The following is a 16,858-nucleotide window of genomic DNA, read 5'->3' on the forward strand; positions in this document are numbered from 1 at the left end:
TTATATTAGAGTCTTTCTATAGTTATGACAAACTACTTCCCAAACGATACTTGCAATAACCACAATAATTACAGCTGTTAGGAAATTAGGTGAAATTGTAACTTTCATGCCTGAATACAAAATTTCATCAAGTGTTGCAGTTGCCTTTTCACTAGCAAATAATAATCCTACTAACATCCCAACAGAAGACAAAATTGCAGTCAATCCAGCAAACCGTTTACCAAGTAGTACCAAAATAATACTAATAACAAAGCATAAAAGCAAAGCATAATACACAAGCTGATACAAATTCATCGCATTTTTTACATCTTCATTATTACGTTTTAATCCTGCATTAATTCCGGCTGCAATATACTTACTAATAAATTTTTCGCCACTAGTCTTGGCTGGTAATTTCAAATCGTTACTTGAGAATTTTCCCTTTTTTTCATAGGTACTACTCAAATTATAAACTTCAAGTGGAGTAATGCTTACTTCTGTTTTCTTTGGTAAATGATTCAGCATTTCATCTTCTAATCCACTTGAAGCAAAAAGACTAGACAAGTTACCATAACCAGAATCATCAGCAACTTCAGTAATTAATTGCTTGGCATATAAACGATTATTATTGCTCTTCATGTTGATTGAGCTTGTCAATAAAAGCAACAATGAAAAAGCAAATGCCAGCGATACAATAATCTTAGTAACTAAATAAATAATTTTTCTCATTTACATCATCTTTCCCAGGTAAAATCCAATATAAACTAATAATAATCCAAGTAGATATGAACTAACGGCATATAGTAATCCTATTTTTGTCTTACGCAAAGTTACTAATTCTTTATTTAGCGTAGAAAAAGTTGTATAACCACCTAAAATTCCTATCCCCAAAAAAGTATAAACATTCTTATCTACTCCTAAAGCAAACAGGAAACCAAGACAAAAAGCACCCGTCATATTAATAAAAAAAGTAGTCTTCGGCCATAAATGATTCGGCTTGATAGTTACAGTTAAAAAATAACGGAAAATTGCTCCTAATGCAGCTCCTAAACCAGCTAAAATCATTTATTTATTCCTCTCTTTCCCAATAAAATACCGACTTTCATGCCTAACAAAGCAAATAAAAAGCCAAATATAATTGAAATCAAGAAATAAGATACAGCTGCTACACTTTGGTTGGCATTAATAAACTTCAAACTGTCTAATTCAAAACTAGAAAAAGTTGTGAAAGCACCGATGAAGCCTGTACCTAAACCCGTATTTAACCATTCAGGTAATTTTTGACTCTCAATAACAAAATAAGTAAGACAAGAGAGTAAAAAACATCCTAATAAATTACAAATTCCAGTTCCAATGGCTTGATAAATTCCCGATAAAAAATATCGACATATACCACCCAAAAAGCCAAAAGCTGCAACACTTAAATAAACTCTTAATTTATTCATAGTTTCATCTCCAGAACAATTGTAAGTTTACCGCAAAAATAACTTTTAATAAAGCAGAAAAAAGCTCTCAAAGCTTGTCTTTGAGAACTTTTCTGAGGAAGTATTAATTAAATTTTGTTCTATTTAAAAGTAATGAACTGGCGACAACTGAAATAGAACTAAAAGCCATCGCCAATCCTGCTAGTTCTGGACTTAAAACTAACCCTTGCTTAGCAAAAATACCAGCAGCAATCGGAATACCTATTACGTTATAGATAAAGGCCCAGAAAAGGTTGATTTTTATTCGATTAAAGATTTTCTTAGAAATTTGTAAGGCATTAAGCAAATTCTTTAGATTATCTTGCATTAAAACAATGTCACCACTTTCAATGGCAATATCTGTTCCACTCCCCATAGCTACACCAACATCGGCAGTCGAAAGTGCTGGTGCATCATTAATTCCATCACCAACAAAAGCAACTTTAGCTTCTTTTTGGAGTTTCTTAACTTCCTTTGCCTTTTCATTTGGCAAGACTTCGCTAATAACCTGATTTACACCCACATTTTTACCAATTTCTCTAGCAACGTTTTGGTTATCGCCAGTTAAGATAACTGTTTTCTTGCCCATTTTTTTAAGTTCAGTTATTACAAAAGCAGCATTGTCTCTTGGAATATCCTGCATCGCTACTACACCAATCGCTTTACCAGCAATTCCCACATAAGCACAAGTCTTGGCTTGACTTTCTAACTTTTTGGCAGCATCTAGTAATTTTTGACTTAAATCAGTTGCCATTTTTTCATTTCCAATAAAAATTTCCTGGCCATTAATTATCCCTGAAATTCCTTGTCCTTTATGAACTTGAAAATTGGACACTTCATAACTTGGCAACTTATATTTTCTAGCTTCATTTAAAAACGCTTTAGCAAGTGGATGCTCACTATTTTGCTCTAAGTTTTTTGCTAAAGTTAATACCCTGTTAACATCTCCTACAATATCCGTTACTACTGGCTCACCTTTCGTAATCGTTCCTGTTTTATCAAAAACAATAGTTGAGATTTGATTTATTTCTTCAAGAGCTTGCCCATTTTTTATCAAAATTCCATGCTTAGCACTTAAATTAGTACCAACCATTAAAGCAGTCGGAATTGCAAGTCCCAAAGCGCAAGGACAGGCTATAACTAAAACATTAACTGCAAAAATCAAACTTCGATCAACTGGAGCAGAAAAAATCACATACCAAACTTCAAATGTTATGATTGCAATAATTAAAACAATCGGTACAAAAAACTGTGAAAACTTGTCAGTTAATCTCTGAATAGGAGCTTTTGAAGCTTGGGCTTTCTTAACAAACTCAACGATTTGATTAAGTAAAGTATCTTGCCCTAATTTTGTAACGCGATAGTTAATAACACCATCATAATTAATTGTTGCACCAACAATGTTATCTCCTACTGTTTTTTTAACTGGCAAACTTTCACCAGTAATCATTGATTCATCAACATGGCTACTTCCTTTAACAACAACGCCATCACATGCGAACTTCATTGCTGGTTTAGCTACTAAAGTATCGCCAATTTTTATTTGTTCAACTGGTATCTTAATTTCTTGCCCATTTTTGAGTAGGATTGCTTCTTTTGCTTGTAATTTTAAGAGCCCCTTTAATGCACCACTAGCGCGTTTACGCATCCCTTCTTCAAGGCTATCACCTATTAAAACAAATAAAATAATAACCGCTGCACTTTCAAAATATACTTCATGGCCAAGAGTCATTGCATAAATACTATAAAAATAAGCAACTAAAGTCCCAATTGTTACTAATGTATTCATATTAGCTTGCCCTTTTTTAAAGGCTGCCCAAGCACTAATATAATAGTCTTTAGCTGCTAAAACTAGAATCAATGTTGTTAAGATTAAAGCTAATTCATTATAATATGGAAACATAATATGAAAAGGCATAAGAACCATTTGAAAAAGTAATGGCAACGCTAAAATTAAAGTAATTATAACTTTTTTTCTTACACTCATTTTCATTACTTAACAACTACCTTTCCATGAAACATATTCATTCCACAGCTATAGTTATATTCTCCTGCTTGATCGGTTGGCACTTTTATTGTTACTTTTTCACCTGGGGCGATTTTTTTATCAAGTGCTAATTCAGCTGATCTTACTTCAGCCAAACACGCTGTTGCGTCCTTTTGCAAAAATTCCACTTCTACTGGAATTCCTTTTTGTAAGACCAAAGTAGATGGACTATAGCCACCTTGAATAACAATCTGGGCTTTTTGCTTATTTTGATCTGCCATAGCTAATTCTGTATCTTTAACTTTCCTAATAAAGAACCACCAAATAATAAATCCAATTATAAATACAGCAATTAGAATTGAAAAACTGCGCATACTTCACACTTCCTTTAACAATGATGCTTTTGATTATTATGTAGACAATCGCAAGGGACAGATTCTGGAGCTGATTGTTCCATTTGATTAAGTTCTGCCTGAATCTCATTTATTGCAGATTTAGATAAAGGAATTTCCTTTATCAATCGAATTAACAAACTTCCCTTATGCATATCACACATATGAGCAAACATATCCTTGGCTACTTGATACATCATCTCATTTTCAGAAACCATTGCACTGTAGATATAGGCTCGACCTTTTTTTCTAGTTTTTACTAAGCCTTTATTAACTAATCTTCTAATTAAGGTTTTTATAGTAGATTCCGTCCAAGACATTCTTTCACTTAATTGATTAATTATCTCACTGCTTTTCACTTCATCAAGTGTCCAAATAATTCTCATGACTTCCCATTCAGCATCTGAGATATTCATCTTCATTACTTTTTCGGTCATTATTTCATCTCCATCGTTTACATTTGTCAACATAATATTATAACCATGCTTACTTTTTGTCAATAAAAAAGGCCAAGTAATTAAACTTGGCTCGTTATAATCTTCTTTAAAGCATAAGCAATTCCATCATCATCATGATCCTTAGTAATCAAGTCTGCACGCTCTTTTAAGTCACTAATTGCATTTCCCATTGCAACTTTATAAAAATTATTATTTTCAAACATCGACAAATCATTACCTTGATCACCAAAAACTACTACTTCATTTTCATGAAAACCTAAGCGATGTGCTAATTGATGAATAGCCAGTCCCTTAGAAGCTACTAAATTATTAACTTCAATTGTGTCAGTCCCCAAAGACGAAATCCCACTACTTGAAGCATTCCATTTTTCAAAAAACACTTTTGGCAAATTTTGTCTAAAGTCCTTAATTTCACTTGCAGATCCACTAAATTCGGCCTTAATAAAGCGAAAATCTTGTGGAATTTGAGGCAAATCACGCACTCTGATTTTCATATTATTCAATGCAGAAGCTGCTGCCATAATAATTGAAAGGTTTCGATCCATTGTATAATAATGATTTTCGGTCATAAAATGTAAGTTAACCTTACCTAACTGTTGATAATGAAGCATCTCTTTTAAATCTTCATAAGTTAAATCATTACTTATTAACTTTTCCCCCGTTAGGCGCTGCACAACTCCACCATTAAACAAAATAGCATAATTACTATGTCCTGAAATGTTTAACTGCTTTAAATATGGCAACACACCAGGCAGTGGACGCCCTGATGCGGGAACAACTTTTATCCCCATTTTGTTAGCCATCTGCAATGCTTTCTTAGTTTTCGAACCTATACGATGATCTGATGTTAATAATGTTCCATCCAAATCAGTCGCGATCATTTTTATTAACATTCTTTTCCTCACAAAACAAACTTTTTAAGTGCTTTGGCAATCCCATTATGATTATTGTCATCAGTAACATAATCAGCTAAATCTTTAATTTCATCAATTGCATTTCCCATAGCAATCTTCTTGAAATGTGGATTTGAAAACATTGAAATATCATTACCTTCATCACCAAAAATCATCACTTCATCTTCTTCAAAACCTAGTCTATTAGCCAATTCCACTAGAGCCAAGCCCTTTGAAGCTGCTGGATTATTAAATTCAATAATATTTTCCGCACTTCTAACCACATTATATTGATCAAATACCCAATCTGGCAAGCGTTTTCTAAAGCGTGCAACTTCATCAACTGAACCCGTAAATTCACACTTTATATAACTAAAATCCTTTTTTAAGTCCTTTAAGTCGCAAACATGGATTTCATTATTTGTGGTACTTGCATTAATTCCCATCTGAACATTAATTATCCGATCAAAAGTATAAAAAGCTTCAGTTGTTTCAAAGTGCATATTGACATGAGCTAATCTCTGTAAATGTTTCATCGTTTCAACATCATGCAAATTTTGTTCATGGCTAAAAAGAACTTTTCCACTATAAGATTGGGCAACCCCACCATTAAAAACAGTTGCGAATTGTTGATCCCCTTCAAGTCCTAATTGTGCTGCATATGGCAAAATACCTGATAGTGGTCGTCCAGAAGCTAAAACAACTTTCAATCCTTGTTTTCTTGCTAAAGTAAGCATTCTTTGCGTTTCAGCAGCAATTGTATTATGTGTCGTCAAAAGAGTTCCATCTAAGTCAACGGCAAGCATTTTTATTGTCATTTTAGTCCTCCGAAAATTAAAATTATTTTTTAAACATATATTTTATTGTACAAAAAAAGACCGCTATCTGCAGTCTTTTTATCCCTTAATTAAAGAAAGTTACTCGCCCATTTCAACCTTTACAACTTCTACAATCTTATTTACATAAGCATCAGTTTGTTCTTGAGTTGGGCCTTCAGCCATTACACGAAGTAATTCTTGAGTTCCAGATGGTCTTACAAGGACACGTCCATCACCATTCATTTCATCTTCTACTTCCTTGATAACGGCCATTACTTTTTCATTTTGTTTCCATGCTTTTTTATCCTTAACAGGAACATTAATTAATCGTTGTGGGTATTCTTTGAAGTCTTTTAAAAGTTCTGTTAACTTCTTGCCAGTTTTCTTCATAACTAGCATTAAGTGAAGTCCTGTAAGCATACCATCACCAGTGTTGTGGTAATCACTAATAATCACGTGACCAGATTGTTCCCCACCTAAGTTATAACCATTAGCACGCATTTCTTCTGAAACATAACGGTCCCCAACTTGAGTACGGATATTCTTCAATCCAGCACGCTCTAATGCTTTAGTGAAGCCAAGATTACTCATCACAGTTGTTACAATAGTATTTTTCTTAAGACGGCCATGTTCTGCTAAGTACGTACCAATAACATACATAATGTGGTCACCATCTACTTCGTTACCATTTTCATCAACAGCAATACATCTATCTGCATCCCCATCAAAAGCTAAACCAAGATCTGCACCTTGCTTAACAACTTCTTCTTGTAACTTCTTAGTATGAGTAGCCCCAACATGGTCATTAATGTTTAAACCATCTGGATGAGTTGCAATAGTAGTGAAATCAATATTCAAGTCAGCAAATAGACGTGAAATCAAATGACTTGAAGCACCATTTGCACCATCAACAACTACTTTAATTCCATCTAAATCTTCAGGAATAGTTTGTTCGATAAATTGTAAATACTTTGAAGCACCTTCATGATAATCAGTTACTGTACCTAAACCTAATGCTGATGGGCGAGGTAAAGTATCTTCTGGTGCATCAATTAATTGTTCAATTTCTTCTTCTTTTGCATCAGATAATTTAAGACCATCGCTACCAAAGAACTTAATCCCATTATCTTGAACCGGATTATGTGAGGCTGAAATTTGAACACCAGCATCTGCACCTTGAGCACGAACTAAGTATGATAAACCTGGAGTTGTAATTACACCTAATTCTAAAACTTCAATCCCAACTGACAAAAGTCCTGAAATAAGGGCATATTCGAGCATTTGTCCTGAAATACGAGTATCTCTAGAAACTAAAACTTTTGCTTTTTCTCCATCTTTCTTGTGCTTAGTTAAAACATAACCACCCATACGACCTAACTTAAAAGCCATTTCAGGGGTTAAAACTTCATTAGCAATTCCACGAACGCCATCAGTACCAAAATATTTTAACATTACAATAAACTACCTTTCTTATGAACTTGATTGTGCAGAATTTGCAACTGTTACTTTCACATCCACTACTTCTTCACTTGCCTTGATTACCCCATCAGGCAACTTCAGCTTTATCTTTTTGGTCTGTGAACTAGTAACATTCTTCAAATCAACATCTGTATCAAGTTCTTTAATCTTCTTCAAAGCACTGCTCTTGCCATAAATAGTTACACTAGTGGTTTCTGCAGTCAATGAGTAAACCTTATCACTAGATTCATTCTTAGGGTTTAGCTTAATTTTAACAGTCTTTTTAGGTAATGTAATTGGGATTTTTACATTTACTGCTAAAGGATTAATAACAACATTCAGTTGCGAACCCTTCTTATCTTCTGCCACTAACATAACTTGCTGTTCAAAAGTCTTAGTTGTATTAGTTGGCAAAACAACTTTGGCAATGATCTTATTAATTTGATTTACTTCACTTTTTGCACCAGTAACACTGACTACTGAAGGATCAGCTTTAGCGGTTCCTATCTTGTATGCATCCGGTACAGCATTTTTATTATACTCTATTTGAACCGGGAGCGAACGAGATTTTCTTCTTTGAATATTAACTGTTATTTTTTGCGGATTAATTGAATAAGCTAATTGCTTATTCAAATTTGTTACTTTAACTTTAATTGTATGCTTACCAACACTCAATTTAGTTAAATCAATATAAACACGAAAATTTTGAGTATTCTGTGTCGATGTAACTAAGGCACTAGCTCCAGAAAGAGTCATCTTAACTTTTTCCGGATAGCCCGTTACATAATATCGATCTGTATTTACAGAAACTTGTAATGGGACACTGATAGTAACTTTTTTAGTTGCAGTTTGCTGGCTAGTTGTTTGCTCACCTTGAGTGAAATAACCATGCTGAGTCGTATCAATATAAATAACTAATAACGTGGCGGCAAGCAAGGCGATTATCTTATAAAACCAAGGTTTATCAAAGAATTTATTCATCGTCCTGCACCCCAATTCCATAACCTACCCAATAATTTTTGGATAACTGTCTGCCTTACTTCATCTTTGGGTACCAATTCACTAGTCAAGTATTTCATATATTCGTCTCTAGTCATATCTAACATAAATTGACTATTTTTGGTGATTGTGACGCCACCAGTTTCTTCTGAAACAACAATTGTTATCGCATCAGTGACTTCCGAAATCCCAACAGCTGCACGGTGACGGGTACCCAGTTTCTTAGGAATCATACTGTTATCTGATAATGGCAAATATGCCGCTGCAACTGCAATTCGGCCATTTCTAATAATAACTGCACCATCATGCAGTGGTGTATTAGGAATAAAAATGTTAATTAATAATGCACCTGTAACTTCAGCATCCAAGCCAATACCTGTTTCAATATAGTCATCAAGACCTGTATTACGCTGAATTGTTATCAAAGCACCTATCCGTCTTTTACTCATATATTGAATTGCTTTATCTAATTCAGCAACAAATTTTTCTGACATTTGTCGTTCAGTTTTGGCATTACCATTAAAAAACGGCATTCTTCCTAGATGTTCAAGTCCTCTACGAATTTCCGGTTGAAAAATGATAATAACTCCAATAACTGACCAAGATAGGAGTTGATCAACAATATATGCGAAGGTGTTAAGTCCTATCCAACCAGCAACTTGTCTAGCTACCCATATAATAACTAAACCTTTTGCTAACTGGACAGCCTTGGTCCCTTTAATGAGCATCAACAATAAATACAAAATATACCAAACTACTAAAATATCTAATAGGATTGATAAATTTTGCCAAGTAAAGAAATTAGTAAAATTAAAAGTCATCTAGCCCCTCCTATCATTAAATATTATTATACCCTTTTAGCGAGAATACATCTTAAATTCTAAGAATAAATCATTATATTCTTGTACTTTTTTAGGAGGTAAGTCCTTATAAACTTGTAAATGCTTAATGGTGTTTTTATCTGGATAAAATTGCTTGTCATCCCGAATAGATTTTGGCAAATACTTCATCGCTGCTTCATTAGGAGTCGCATATCCACCATATTCTGCATTTTGTGCAGCATTTTTAGCATCTAGCATAAAATTAATAAATGCATAAGCAGCTTTTTTATTTTTAGCGGTTTTAGGAATCACCATATTATCAAACCACAAGTTAGATCCTTCTTCTGGCACTACATAATGGAGATGTGAATTATTTGATAACATTTCACTTGCTTCACCAGACCAAGTAACAGCAAGAGCAGCTTCATTTTGAATCATATACATTTTAATTTCATCAGAAATTATTGCTTTAACATTTGCTCCTAAACTATCCAATTTTGTCTTAGCAAGTTTTAGTTCAACCGAGTTAGTTGTATTCATTGAATAGCCTAATGAAACTAAGGAAGATCCCATAATATCACGTGCTGAATCAACTAACAGAATGCTATTTTTCCATTTTGAATTCCATAAGTCATTCCAGTGTTGAATTTCACCAGGCTTAACATATTTATCATTATAAATAATTCCCAAAGTACCCCAGAAATATGGTACAGAATATTGATTCTTTTTATCAAAAGATTGATGCAAAAACTGCTTGTTAATATTTTTAAAATTAGACAGCTTATCAGTATTAATCTTGTCTAGTAAATGACCCTTTCTCATTTTGGTAATCATGTAATCTGATGGAATTACTAAGTCATAGCTAGTCCCACCTTGTTTTACCTTAGTATACATTGCTTCATTTGAATCAAATGTTTCATAAATCACTTTATAGCCCGTTTGCTTTTCAAATTTAGTAATCAAACTTGGGTCAATATAGTCGCCCCAATTATAAATAATTAATGTTTTCTTGGAAGAAGTAGCCGCTGATGAATCTAACTTATTAGCTGCTAAACTAAGTCCCAAACAAAGGGCCAAAATAATGGCTGCACCCCAAATTAATTTTTTCACTTAATAAGGCCCCCAATCTCTGGCTTATTACCTTTATGGCTATGACGTGTCGTTAAGAGATAATATCCACCAACCAACAATAAAACAATTAAAAACATTAGAGTTGACAACGCATTGATTTCTAAATCAATCCCTTGGCGCGCACGAGAATATATTTCAACTGATAAAGTAGTAAACCCATTTCCTGTTACAAAAAACGTAACAGCAAAATCATCCAGTGAATACGTTAAAGCCATAAATAAACCAGATAATATTCCGGGTGTAATTGCTGGTATCAAAACTTTGCTATAGACCTGCCAATTATTAGCACCAAGATCACGAGCTGCATCAATCAATGATTTATCCATTTCTTTGATACGAGGAAGCACCATTAAAACAACAATCGGAATTGAAAAGGCAATGTGACTAAGCAAAACTGATCCAAAACCTAAACTAAGTCCTAATACAGTAAAAAGCACCAAAAAACTGGCACCAATAATAACATCTGGTGACACCATTAATACATTATTTAATGATAACAATACTGTCTTTTTCTTTTTATTCTTAGTGGCATCAATCGCAATTGCTCCCATTGTACCAATAACTGTGGCAATTAAACTAGAAAGCAAGGCTAACATTATCGTATCTAAAAAGATTGCTAAAAGTCTGCCATCAGCAAATAAGTCTGCGTAATGAGATAACGTAAAGCCACGAAAGACATCCATATTTTTTCCACTTGAAAAAGAAAAAACAATTAAGTAAAAAATTGGCAAATAAAGAATCAATAAAACAAATGCCAAATATAGTCTACCCCAAACTTTTTTCATAGCTTTACCTCCTTTTTGCGCTTATTCTTCTCACCAGTCATAACCATTACTGCTACCATCATCACAATTAAAATCACACCAATTGTTGACCCCATGCTCCAATTCATTGTTGTTGTAAAATATTCCTCAATTGCTGTTCCTAAAGTAATCACGCGATTACCACCAATCAATCTAGTCAACATGAATAGAGATAATGATGGAATAAAAATAGCTTGAACGCCACTTTCTACACCAGGAAGAGACAATGGCCAGATTATATAGCGAAAAGTTTGCCACTTACTTGCACCTAAATCATTAGCAGCATTTATTAAAGCAGGATCAATTTCTTTAATTGCAGTATAAATCGGCAAAATCATAAAAGGAATTTCAATGTAAGTTGCTACGAAAATAAAGGCAAAATTTGTAAATAAAATATTTACAGGACCTATTCCAAATAAATGTAAAAAATTATTTACAAGTCCATCTTTTCCAAAAATCCCAATAAATGCATAGGCTTTTAAAAGCAAATTAATCCAAGTTGGTAAAATTATCAAAAGTAACCAAAATTGCTGATTCTTTAGTTTCGTTAAAATATAGGCTACTGGATATGATACTAACAAAGTAAATAAAGTAATAAGTAATGCATACCAAAATGAATTAAGTGTCATTCTTAAAAATGTAGCATTAGTAAAAAAATTACTAAAATTCTCCAAACTAATTGAGCCATTACCTGTTAAAGAAGTCCAAAAAATCATTAACAAAGGTAAAACCACAAATAAGCCAATCCAAAGACTGTAAGGTAATAAAAAGAACCAACGTTTATTCTTCATTATCATCCTCACCTTCGTATTTTTCTAACCGTGCATCAAATTCTTCTTCACTTTCACCAAACCGCATAACATGAATATCTTCTGGATCAAAGAAAATACCTACTTCTTTTCCTACTTCGGTCGGATTTGTAGAGTGAATTAACCACTCATTTTCATCAGCGTCATGAGCCTTAATTTCAAAATGGTCACCTAAAAAGAGCTGACTCTCAACTGTAACTATTAATTTACCTTTATCAGGTTCCACAATGTCCAAATCTTCTGGTCTCAGCACCACTTCAACTTTTTCTCGTGGATTAATCCCCGCATCGGCACATTCAAAATGCTTATTAACAAATTCCACTTCATAGTCTTGAACCATTCGACCAGGGACAATATTAGAATCTCCAATAAAGCGAGCTACAAAATCATTAACTGGTTCATCATAAATATCCACTGGTGTCCCAGATTGCTGAATTTGTCCTTCATTTAAAACAAAGATTTCATCACTCATTGCCAAAGCTTCTTCTTGATCGTGAGTTACAAATATAAATGTAATACCTAATTTCTTTTGAATAGCCCGTAATTCAAACTGCATTTCTTTACGTAAACGCTTGTCTAGTGCAGATAAGGACTCATCTAGTAAAAGTACCTTTGGTTTATTAATAATTGCCCGGGCAATAGCAACCCGTTGTTGCTGTCCACCTGATAATTCAGATATTTCACGATTAGCATACCCATCTAGGCGAACAGTATGTAAAGCCTCTTTAACAGCTTGTTTAATTTCAGATTCTGGTCTTTTTTTCAGCTTTAAAGCAAAAGCAACATTTTCGTAGACATCTAAATGTGGAAACAAGGCATAATTTTGAAAGACGGTATTTAAATGTCTTTTAGAAGCATCTAAATTAGTAATATCTTGACCATCAAACAAAATTTGGCCACTAGTTGCTTCTGTAAAACCGGCAATAATTCGTAAAATAGTTGTTTTTCCACTACCACTTGGACCAAGCAAAGAATAAAATTTACCCGATTCAATCTCTAAGTTAATATCTTTTAAAGCTACAAAGCCATCATCATAACGCTTAGTTACATTCTTTAATTCAATGATGTTCACTTACTCTCCCCCTCAATATCACGACCAATTATTCTAACTTCAGTATGTAAATCAATTCCGCGTTGCTCTTTAATTGTTTTTTGAATGTAATGAATTAGATTTAAATAATCTGTAGCTGTTGCCCCACCTTTATTAACAATAAATCCTGCATGCTTAGTTGATAATTGTGCTCCACCAATTTGCTTTCCTTGCAAGCCAGCCTTAATCAACATTGGGCCGACAAAATGACCTGTTGGACGCTTAAAGACACTCCCGCAAGATGGATATTCAAGTGGTTGTTTGTAGGCACGCAAAGCATTAAGATAATTCATTTCATCTAGGATTTTAAGCTTATCGCCAGCTTTCAACTTAAAACGGGCACTAACTACAATATCTCCAGTATTTTGAACCAATGAATGACGATAACTAAATTGCATCTCATCATGGCTATAATGCTTAATTTCACCAGTTCTAGTTAAAACTGTAACTTCAGAAATAGCTTGTTCACTCTCGCCACCATATGCCCCAGCATTCATGAAGACGGCACCACCAACACTGCCAGGAATCCCTGCAGCGAACTCTAAACCTGACAGACCGTGATTAGCAGCAAAAAAAGCTGTTTTAATGATTGTTGCACCAGCTTGGGCCTCAACTATATCTCCATCAAGCTTAATTTCATTCATGTCTGTTAAAATAATTACTAAACCAGCAATCCCTTTATCAGATATGATTAAATTTGATGCATTACCAATAACAGTAATATCTAAGCCATCTTCATTTGCTGCAGCAACTAACATCTGCAGCTGCTCCAGATTCTTTGGAAGAACCAGATATTCTGCCTCTCCACCGGTTTTAGTAAAAGTATATCGACTCAAAGGTATCTGCTTTGAAATATTATAATTCTGCTTAATTAAAGAATCTATTTTCATTTAGGAGCCTCCAATTTTTTCATCCTTTTTATTTTACCGCAAAGCGCGTTATTACGCAGTAGTATGCTATACTGAAATTGTTTACATTTAAGGAGAATTTTAAGATGAATTTTATTGCCATGGATTTTGAAACCGCCAACCGCCATCCCGAAAGTGCCTGTTCTCTTGCACTAGTAATGGTCAGAAATAACAAGATTATAGATCGTTTTTATACGGTAATTAATCCGCAAATGCCATTTGATGGACGCAATATCCAAGTTCATCAAATCACTCCGGATGATGTTAAAGATGCACCAACGATGGCTGAAGTTTGGCCAAAAATCAAAGCCTTATACCAACCAGGGATGCTTGTTGCGGCACATAACGCCAGATTTGATGCTAATGTTTTAAAAATGTCATTAGCCAGATATGATATCGATGAACCCCATTATCTAGTGATTGACACCTTAAAAACTAGTCGCTTATTTGAACCTGATTTACCAAATCACAAACTTAATACTGTTGCTGAAGCATTGGACGTTGAACTCTGGCATCACCATAATGCTTTAAGTGACAGTGAAGCTTGTGCCGGAATTTTGATTAAACAAAATGAAAAAATGGGTGATGAAGCAATCAAGAATTTAATTGAGCAAAGGTAAGATAAAAAGACGTAACTGAACGATGTGTTCAATTACGTCTTTTTCTTACTCTTCAAACTTAGCTAATGTATCTTCTAGCCAATCTTTAGCTTGCTTTCCTTGTGCATTAACTTCAACTACTCGCTTAGTTGAATCCCAAGAATCATCAACTCGTTTTAAAGTTAACTGCAAATAATCGTCTGGCAAGTCATTCATAATAATTTCCGGCCATTCAATTACTACAATTCCTTGCTCATTTAAATAGCCATTTAAATCAATACTTGCCAAATCGTCATTTTCAAGACGATACATATCCATATGAAAAAGTGGTAAACGTCCCTCACGATACTCTCTTACAATCGTAAAAGTCGGACTTTTAGCTGGACGTCTAATTCCTAAGCTTCGAGCTAAACCTTGTGTCATTGTGGTTTTACCAGCACCTAAATCACCATTTAACAAAAGTAAGCTACCAGGTTTTGCTACTTTTCCAAGACTAGCCCCTAATTTTTGCATTTCTTGAGCTGAATTAATTTCTAATTTCATTATTCTACATCCAAACTTTGTGCTGCTGTTAAAATTGCTGCTTCATAGACATCTTGACTACTACATCCCCGTGATAGGTCATTAACCGGTTTTGCTAAACCTGCCAAAATTGGTCCAATCGCTGTAAAATCACCTAATCTTTGTGCAATCTTATAGCCGATATTTCCAGATTGTAATTCTGGGAAAATAAAGACATTAGCATGACCAGCAACATTTGAATCTGGTGCTTTCTTAGCCCCAACACTTGGTACAAAAGCTGCATCAAATTGCATTTCTCCATCTGCACTAATTTCAGGATACTTTTCTTTAAAACTAGCAGTTGCATCTTGCACTTTACTTACCATTTCTCCCTTAGCTGATCCCATCGTTGAAAAACTTAAAAATGCAAGTTTTGGTTCTAATCCAACCATTTTAGCTGTTTGGGCCGCTTGATATGCAATTTCTACTAAAGTATCTGCATCTGGGTCAATATTCATAGCACAATCACTAAAAATATATCTTTGCTGGCCTTTTTCCATGATAAATTGGCCACTTACTCGTTTCATACCTGCTTGAGTTTTAATAATTTTTAGTGCTGGTCGTACAGTATCTGCAGTTGAATGAGCTGCTCCAGATACACAACCATCTGCCAAGCCATTATACACAAGCATATTTGCAAAATAATTTGGGTCTGAAATTTGCTTTTTTGCTTGTTCTTCACTTTCTTTTCCCTTACGCAGTTCATAGTATTGCTTAGCAAAATCATCTTTTCTAATGTCATTTTTGGGATTAATAATTTTCAATCCTGTTAAATCAAGCTCATGTGTTTTAGCAGTTTGCTTTATTTGAGTTTCATCACCCAACACGAGTGGTTGGATAATCCCTTCATTCTTTAATTTAACAGCTGCTTTCAATACACGCTCATCTTCTCCTTCAGGAAAAACAATTACTTTTTCCTGTCCAACAATTTTTTCTTTTAATTCATCAAAAATACTCATGACAAGCTCCTTTATTTTTCTATTTCAACTTCTTGTGGTAATTGCCAATCTATTGCCCGTTTCCCCCATTTCGTTAAAGCGGTATTACATCTTGAAAATGGTCGAGAACCAAAAAATCCATATCTAGCTGAAAAGGGACTTGGATGGGCTGACTTAATGATGACATTTTTGCTTTCATCTATTAAAGGAATCTTGTTCTGAGCAAATTTTCCCCATAATATGAAAACTACTTCTCCACGTTCACTTAAAGCTTTAATTGCTTGATCAGTAACTTCTTCCCAGCCTTTTCCTTGATGACCATTGGCATGTCCATAGGGCACGGTTAATACCGCATTAAGAAGTAACACACCCTGGTCTGCCCATTTTTTCAAGTAACCATGCTTTACAGGAATACAACCAACATCATCATATAATTCTTGATAAATATTTTTTAAAGATGGTGGTAACGCAATCCCAGGATTTACTGAAAAACTCATCCCTGTTGCTTGGCCTGGGTTGTGATAGGGATCTTGTCCTAAAATAACCACCTTTGTATCTTTAAAACTAGTTAATTTAAAAGCGGTAAAAATATGATACATATCCGGATAAATTTGTTTACTTGCATATTCTTCTTTTAAGAAGTTATGCAATTTTTGGTAAGATTCACTTGAAAAGACCGGTCCTAAAACCTGATCCCAATCATTTCCAATAAGTTCTTTCATCGCAAAATCAACTCTTTCTTTCCTTTATA

Annotated in this window: 20 protein-coding genes; 1 reads left to right on the top strand and 19 read right to left on the bottom strand. The window is 34.1% G+C overall.

Annotation, left to right across the window (positions count from 1 at the left end; all coding sequences use genetic code 11):
- The 16 genes from ETI37_RS00435 to murB all read right to left on the bottom strand — a co-directional run bounded on the left by ETI37_RS00435 (position 1) and on the right by murB (position 13,991).
- On the bottom strand, positions 1-708 hold the full coding sequence (locus ETI37_RS00435; RefSeq protein ID WP_006586967.1) for a hypothetical protein: 708 nt from the start codon (positions 706-708) through the stop codon (positions 1-3).
- A complete protein-coding gene (locus tag ETI37_RS00440) occupies positions 709-1,044 on the bottom strand; it encodes a CrcB family protein (RefSeq protein ID WP_006586968.1) in 336 nt (111 codons plus the stop codon). It lies immediately after the preceding gene.
- Positions 1,041-1,424 carry a fluoride efflux transporter FluC gene (locus ETI37_RS00445; RefSeq protein WP_006586969.1) on the bottom strand — a complete coding sequence of 128 codons (384 nt, stop codon included), beginning with the start codon at positions 1,422-1,424 and terminating at the stop codon, positions 1,041-1,043. Before ETI37_RS00445 ends, ETI37_RS00440 begins: the two co-directional genes overlap by 4 nt.
- A 103-nt stretch (positions 1,425-1,527) precedes the next feature.
- A complete protein-coding gene (locus ETI37_RS00450; RefSeq protein ID WP_006586970.1) occupies positions 1,528-3,435 on the bottom strand; it encodes a copper-translocating P-type ATPase in 1,908 nt (635 codons plus the stop codon).
- Positions 3,435-3,803, bottom strand: coding sequence for a cupredoxin domain-containing protein (locus tag ETI37_RS00455; protein WP_143458370.1), 369 nt, complete (start codon positions 3,801-3,803; stop codon positions 3,435-3,437). The genes ETI37_RS00450 and ETI37_RS00455 overlap by 1 nt, the downstream gene beginning before the upstream one ends.
- Before the next feature lie 14 nt (positions 3,804-3,817).
- Positions 3,818-4,258 (bottom strand): CopY/TcrY family copper transport repressor, encoded by a 441-nt coding sequence (locus tag ETI37_RS00460; RefSeq protein WP_006587432.1) that lies wholly within the window; start codon positions 4,256-4,258, stop codon positions 3,818-3,820.
- A gap of 80 nt (positions 4,259-4,338) precedes the next feature.
- Positions 4,339-5,172, bottom strand: a complete 834-nt coding sequence (locus ETI37_RS00465) for a Cof-type HAD-IIB family hydrolase (RefSeq protein WP_006586973.1) — start codon at positions 5,170-5,172, stop codon at positions 4,339-4,341.
- A gap of 8 nt (positions 5,173-5,180) precedes the next feature.
- Complete coding sequence (locus ETI37_RS00470) at positions 5,181-5,990, bottom strand: Cof-type HAD-IIB family hydrolase (RefSeq protein ID WP_006586974.1); 810 nt, start codon at positions 5,988-5,990, stop codon at positions 5,181-5,183.
- Between the two features lie 99 nt (positions 5,991-6,089).
- On the bottom strand, positions 6,090-7,442 hold the full coding sequence (gene glmM / locus ETI37_RS00475; RefSeq protein WP_006586975.1) for a phosphoglucosamine mutase: 1,353 nt from the start codon (positions 7,440-7,442) through the stop codon (positions 6,090-6,092).
- An 18-nt stretch (positions 7,443-7,460) separates the two neighbouring features.
- A complete protein-coding gene (locus ETI37_RS00480) occupies positions 7,461-8,429 on the bottom strand; it encodes a CdaR family protein (RefSeq protein ID WP_006586976.1) in 969 nt (322 codons plus the stop codon).
- Complete coding sequence (cdaA, locus tag ETI37_RS00485) at positions 8,426-9,268, bottom strand: diadenylate cyclase CdaA (RefSeq protein ID WP_006586977.1); 843 nt, start codon at positions 9,266-9,268, stop codon at positions 8,426-8,428. The genes ETI37_RS00480 and cdaA overlap by 4 nt, the downstream gene beginning before the upstream one ends.
- Before the next feature lie 36 nt (positions 9,269-9,304).
- A complete protein-coding gene (locus ETI37_RS00490) occupies positions 9,305-10,378 on the bottom strand; it encodes an ABC transporter substrate-binding protein (protein ID WP_006586978.1) in 1,074 nt (357 codons plus the stop codon).
- Positions 10,375-11,184: an ABC transporter permease gene (locus ETI37_RS00495; RefSeq protein ID WP_006586979.1), complete on the bottom strand. Its 810-nt coding sequence runs from the start codon at positions 11,182-11,184 to the stop codon at positions 10,375-10,377. Before ETI37_RS00495 ends, ETI37_RS00490 begins: the two co-directional genes overlap by 4 nt.
- The gene (locus tag ETI37_RS00500) at positions 11,181-11,993 is read right to left on the bottom strand and encodes an ABC transporter permease (RefSeq protein WP_006587434.1); all 813 of its coding nucleotides are present in this window, start codon (positions 11,991-11,993) and stop codon (positions 11,181-11,183) included. The genes ETI37_RS00495 and ETI37_RS00500 overlap by 4 nt, the downstream gene beginning before the upstream one ends.
- Complete coding sequence (locus ETI37_RS00505) at positions 11,983-13,083, bottom strand: ABC transporter ATP-binding protein (protein ID WP_006586981.1); 1,101 nt, start codon at positions 13,081-13,083, stop codon at positions 11,983-11,985. Before ETI37_RS00505 ends, ETI37_RS00500 begins: the two co-directional genes overlap by 11 nt.
- Entirely contained in the window at positions 13,080-13,991 is a 912-nt protein-coding gene (gene murB, locus ETI37_RS00510; RefSeq protein WP_006586982.1) for a UDP-N-acetylmuramate dehydrogenase, read from the bottom strand. The genes ETI37_RS00505 and murB overlap by 4 nt, the downstream gene beginning before the upstream one ends.
- Positions 13,992-14,095: 104 nt before the next feature.
- Between murB and ETI37_RS00515 the strand changes: the two genes are divergently transcribed.
- Positions 14,096-14,629 carry a 3'-5' exonuclease gene (locus ETI37_RS00515; RefSeq protein WP_006586984.1) on the top strand — a complete coding sequence of 178 codons (534 nt, stop codon included), beginning with the start codon at positions 14,096-14,098 and terminating at the stop codon, positions 14,627-14,629.
- A 45-nt stretch (positions 14,630-14,674) separates the two neighbouring features.
- Here ETI37_RS00515 and tsaE read toward each other — a convergent pair whose 3' ends face one another.
- From tsaE to ETI37_RS00530, 3 genes are read right to left on the bottom strand one after another with little or no spacing between them, the layout of a single operon-like run.
- Positions 14,675-15,151: a tRNA (adenosine(37)-N6)-threonylcarbamoyltransferase complex ATPase subunit type 1 TsaE gene (gene tsaE / locus ETI37_RS00520; RefSeq protein WP_006584968.1), complete on the bottom strand. Its 477-nt coding sequence runs from the start codon at positions 15,149-15,151 to the stop codon at positions 14,675-14,677.
- The gene (gene pta, locus ETI37_RS00525; RefSeq protein ID WP_006586985.1) at positions 15,151-16,128 is read right to left on the bottom strand and encodes a phosphate acetyltransferase; all 978 of its coding nucleotides are present in this window, start codon (positions 16,126-16,128) and stop codon (positions 15,151-15,153) included. Before pta ends, tsaE begins: the two co-directional genes overlap by 1 nt.
- An 11-nt stretch (positions 16,129-16,139) precedes the next feature.
- Positions 16,140-16,829 carry a uracil-DNA glycosylase gene (locus ETI37_RS00530; RefSeq protein WP_006586986.1) on the bottom strand — a complete coding sequence of 230 codons (690 nt, stop codon included), beginning with the start codon at positions 16,827-16,829 and terminating at the stop codon, positions 16,140-16,142.
- Positions 16,830-16,858 lie beyond the last annotated feature (29 nt).

The organism is Lactobacillus mulieris (assembly GCF_007095465.1).
GTDB lineage: Bacteria > Bacillota > Bacilli > Lactobacillales > Lactobacillaceae > Lactobacillus > Lactobacillus mulieris.

Excerpts from the sequence above, each read along its gene's own strand:
- ETI37_RS00440 (WP_006586968.1), bottom strand. The coding sequence starts at position 1,044 with ATGATTTTAGCTGGTTTAGGAGCTGCATTAGGAGCAATTTTCCGTTAT.
- ETI37_RS00530 (WP_006586986.1), bottom strand. The coding sequence starts at position 16,829 with ATGAAAGAACTTATTGGAAATGATTGGGATCAGGTTTTAGGACCGGTC.
- ETI37_RS00460 (WP_006587432.1), bottom strand. The coding sequence starts at position 4,258 with ATGACCGAAAAAGTAATGAAGATGAATATCTCAGATGCTGAATGGGAA.
- murB (WP_006586982.1), bottom strand. The coding sequence starts at position 13,991 with ATGAAAATAGATTCTTTAATTAAGCAGAATTATAATATTTCAAAGCAG.
- ETI37_RS00515 (WP_006586984.1), top strand. The coding sequence starts at position 14,096 with ATGAATTTTATTGCCATGGATTTTGAAACCGCCAACCGCCATCCCGAA.
- ETI37_RS00455 (WP_143458370.1), bottom strand. The coding sequence starts at position 3,803 with ATGCGCAGTTTTTCAATTCTAATTGCTGTATTTATAATTGGATTTATT.
- ETI37_RS00450 (WP_006586970.1), bottom strand. The coding sequence starts at position 3,435 with ATGAAAATGAGTGTAAGAAAAAAAGTTATAATTACTTTAATTTTAGCG.
- ETI37_RS00435 (WP_006586967.1), bottom strand. The coding sequence starts at position 708 with ATGAGAAAAATTATTTATTTAGTTACTAAGATTATTGTATCGCTGGCA.
- glmM (WP_006586975.1), bottom strand. The coding sequence starts at position 7,442 with ATGTTAAAATATTTTGGTACTGATGGCGTTCGTGGAATTGCTAATGAA.
- ETI37_RS00470 (WP_006586974.1), bottom strand. The coding sequence starts at position 5,990 with ATGACAATAAAAATGCTTGCCGTTGACTTAGATGGAACTCTTTTGACG.
- ETI37_RS00465 (WP_006586973.1), bottom strand. The coding sequence starts at position 5,172 with ATGTTAATAAAAATGATCGCGACTGATTTGGATGGAACATTATTAACA.
- ETI37_RS00480 (WP_006586976.1), bottom strand. The coding sequence starts at position 8,429 with ATGAATAAATTCTTTGATAAACCTTGGTTTTATAAGATAATCGCCTTG.
- pta (WP_006586985.1), bottom strand. The coding sequence starts at position 16,128 with ATGAGTATTTTTGATGAATTAAAAGAAAAAATTGTTGGACAGGAAAAA.
- tsaE (WP_006584968.1), bottom strand. The coding sequence starts at position 15,151 with ATGAAATTAGAAATTAATTCAGCTCAAGAAATGCAAAAATTAGGGGCT.
- ETI37_RS00500 (WP_006587434.1), bottom strand. The coding sequence starts at position 11,993 with ATGAAGAATAAACGTTGGTTCTTTTTATTACCTTACAGTCTTTGGATT.
- ETI37_RS00495 (WP_006586979.1), bottom strand. The coding sequence starts at position 11,184 with ATGAAAAAAGTTTGGGGTAGACTATATTTGGCATTTGTTTTATTGATT.
- ETI37_RS00445 (WP_006586969.1), bottom strand. The coding sequence starts at position 1,424 with ATGAATAAATTAAGAGTTTATTTAAGTGTTGCAGCTTTTGGCTTTTTG.
- cdaA (WP_006586977.1), bottom strand. The coding sequence starts at position 9,268 with ATGACTTTTAATTTTACTAATTTCTTTACTTGGCAAAATTTATCAATC.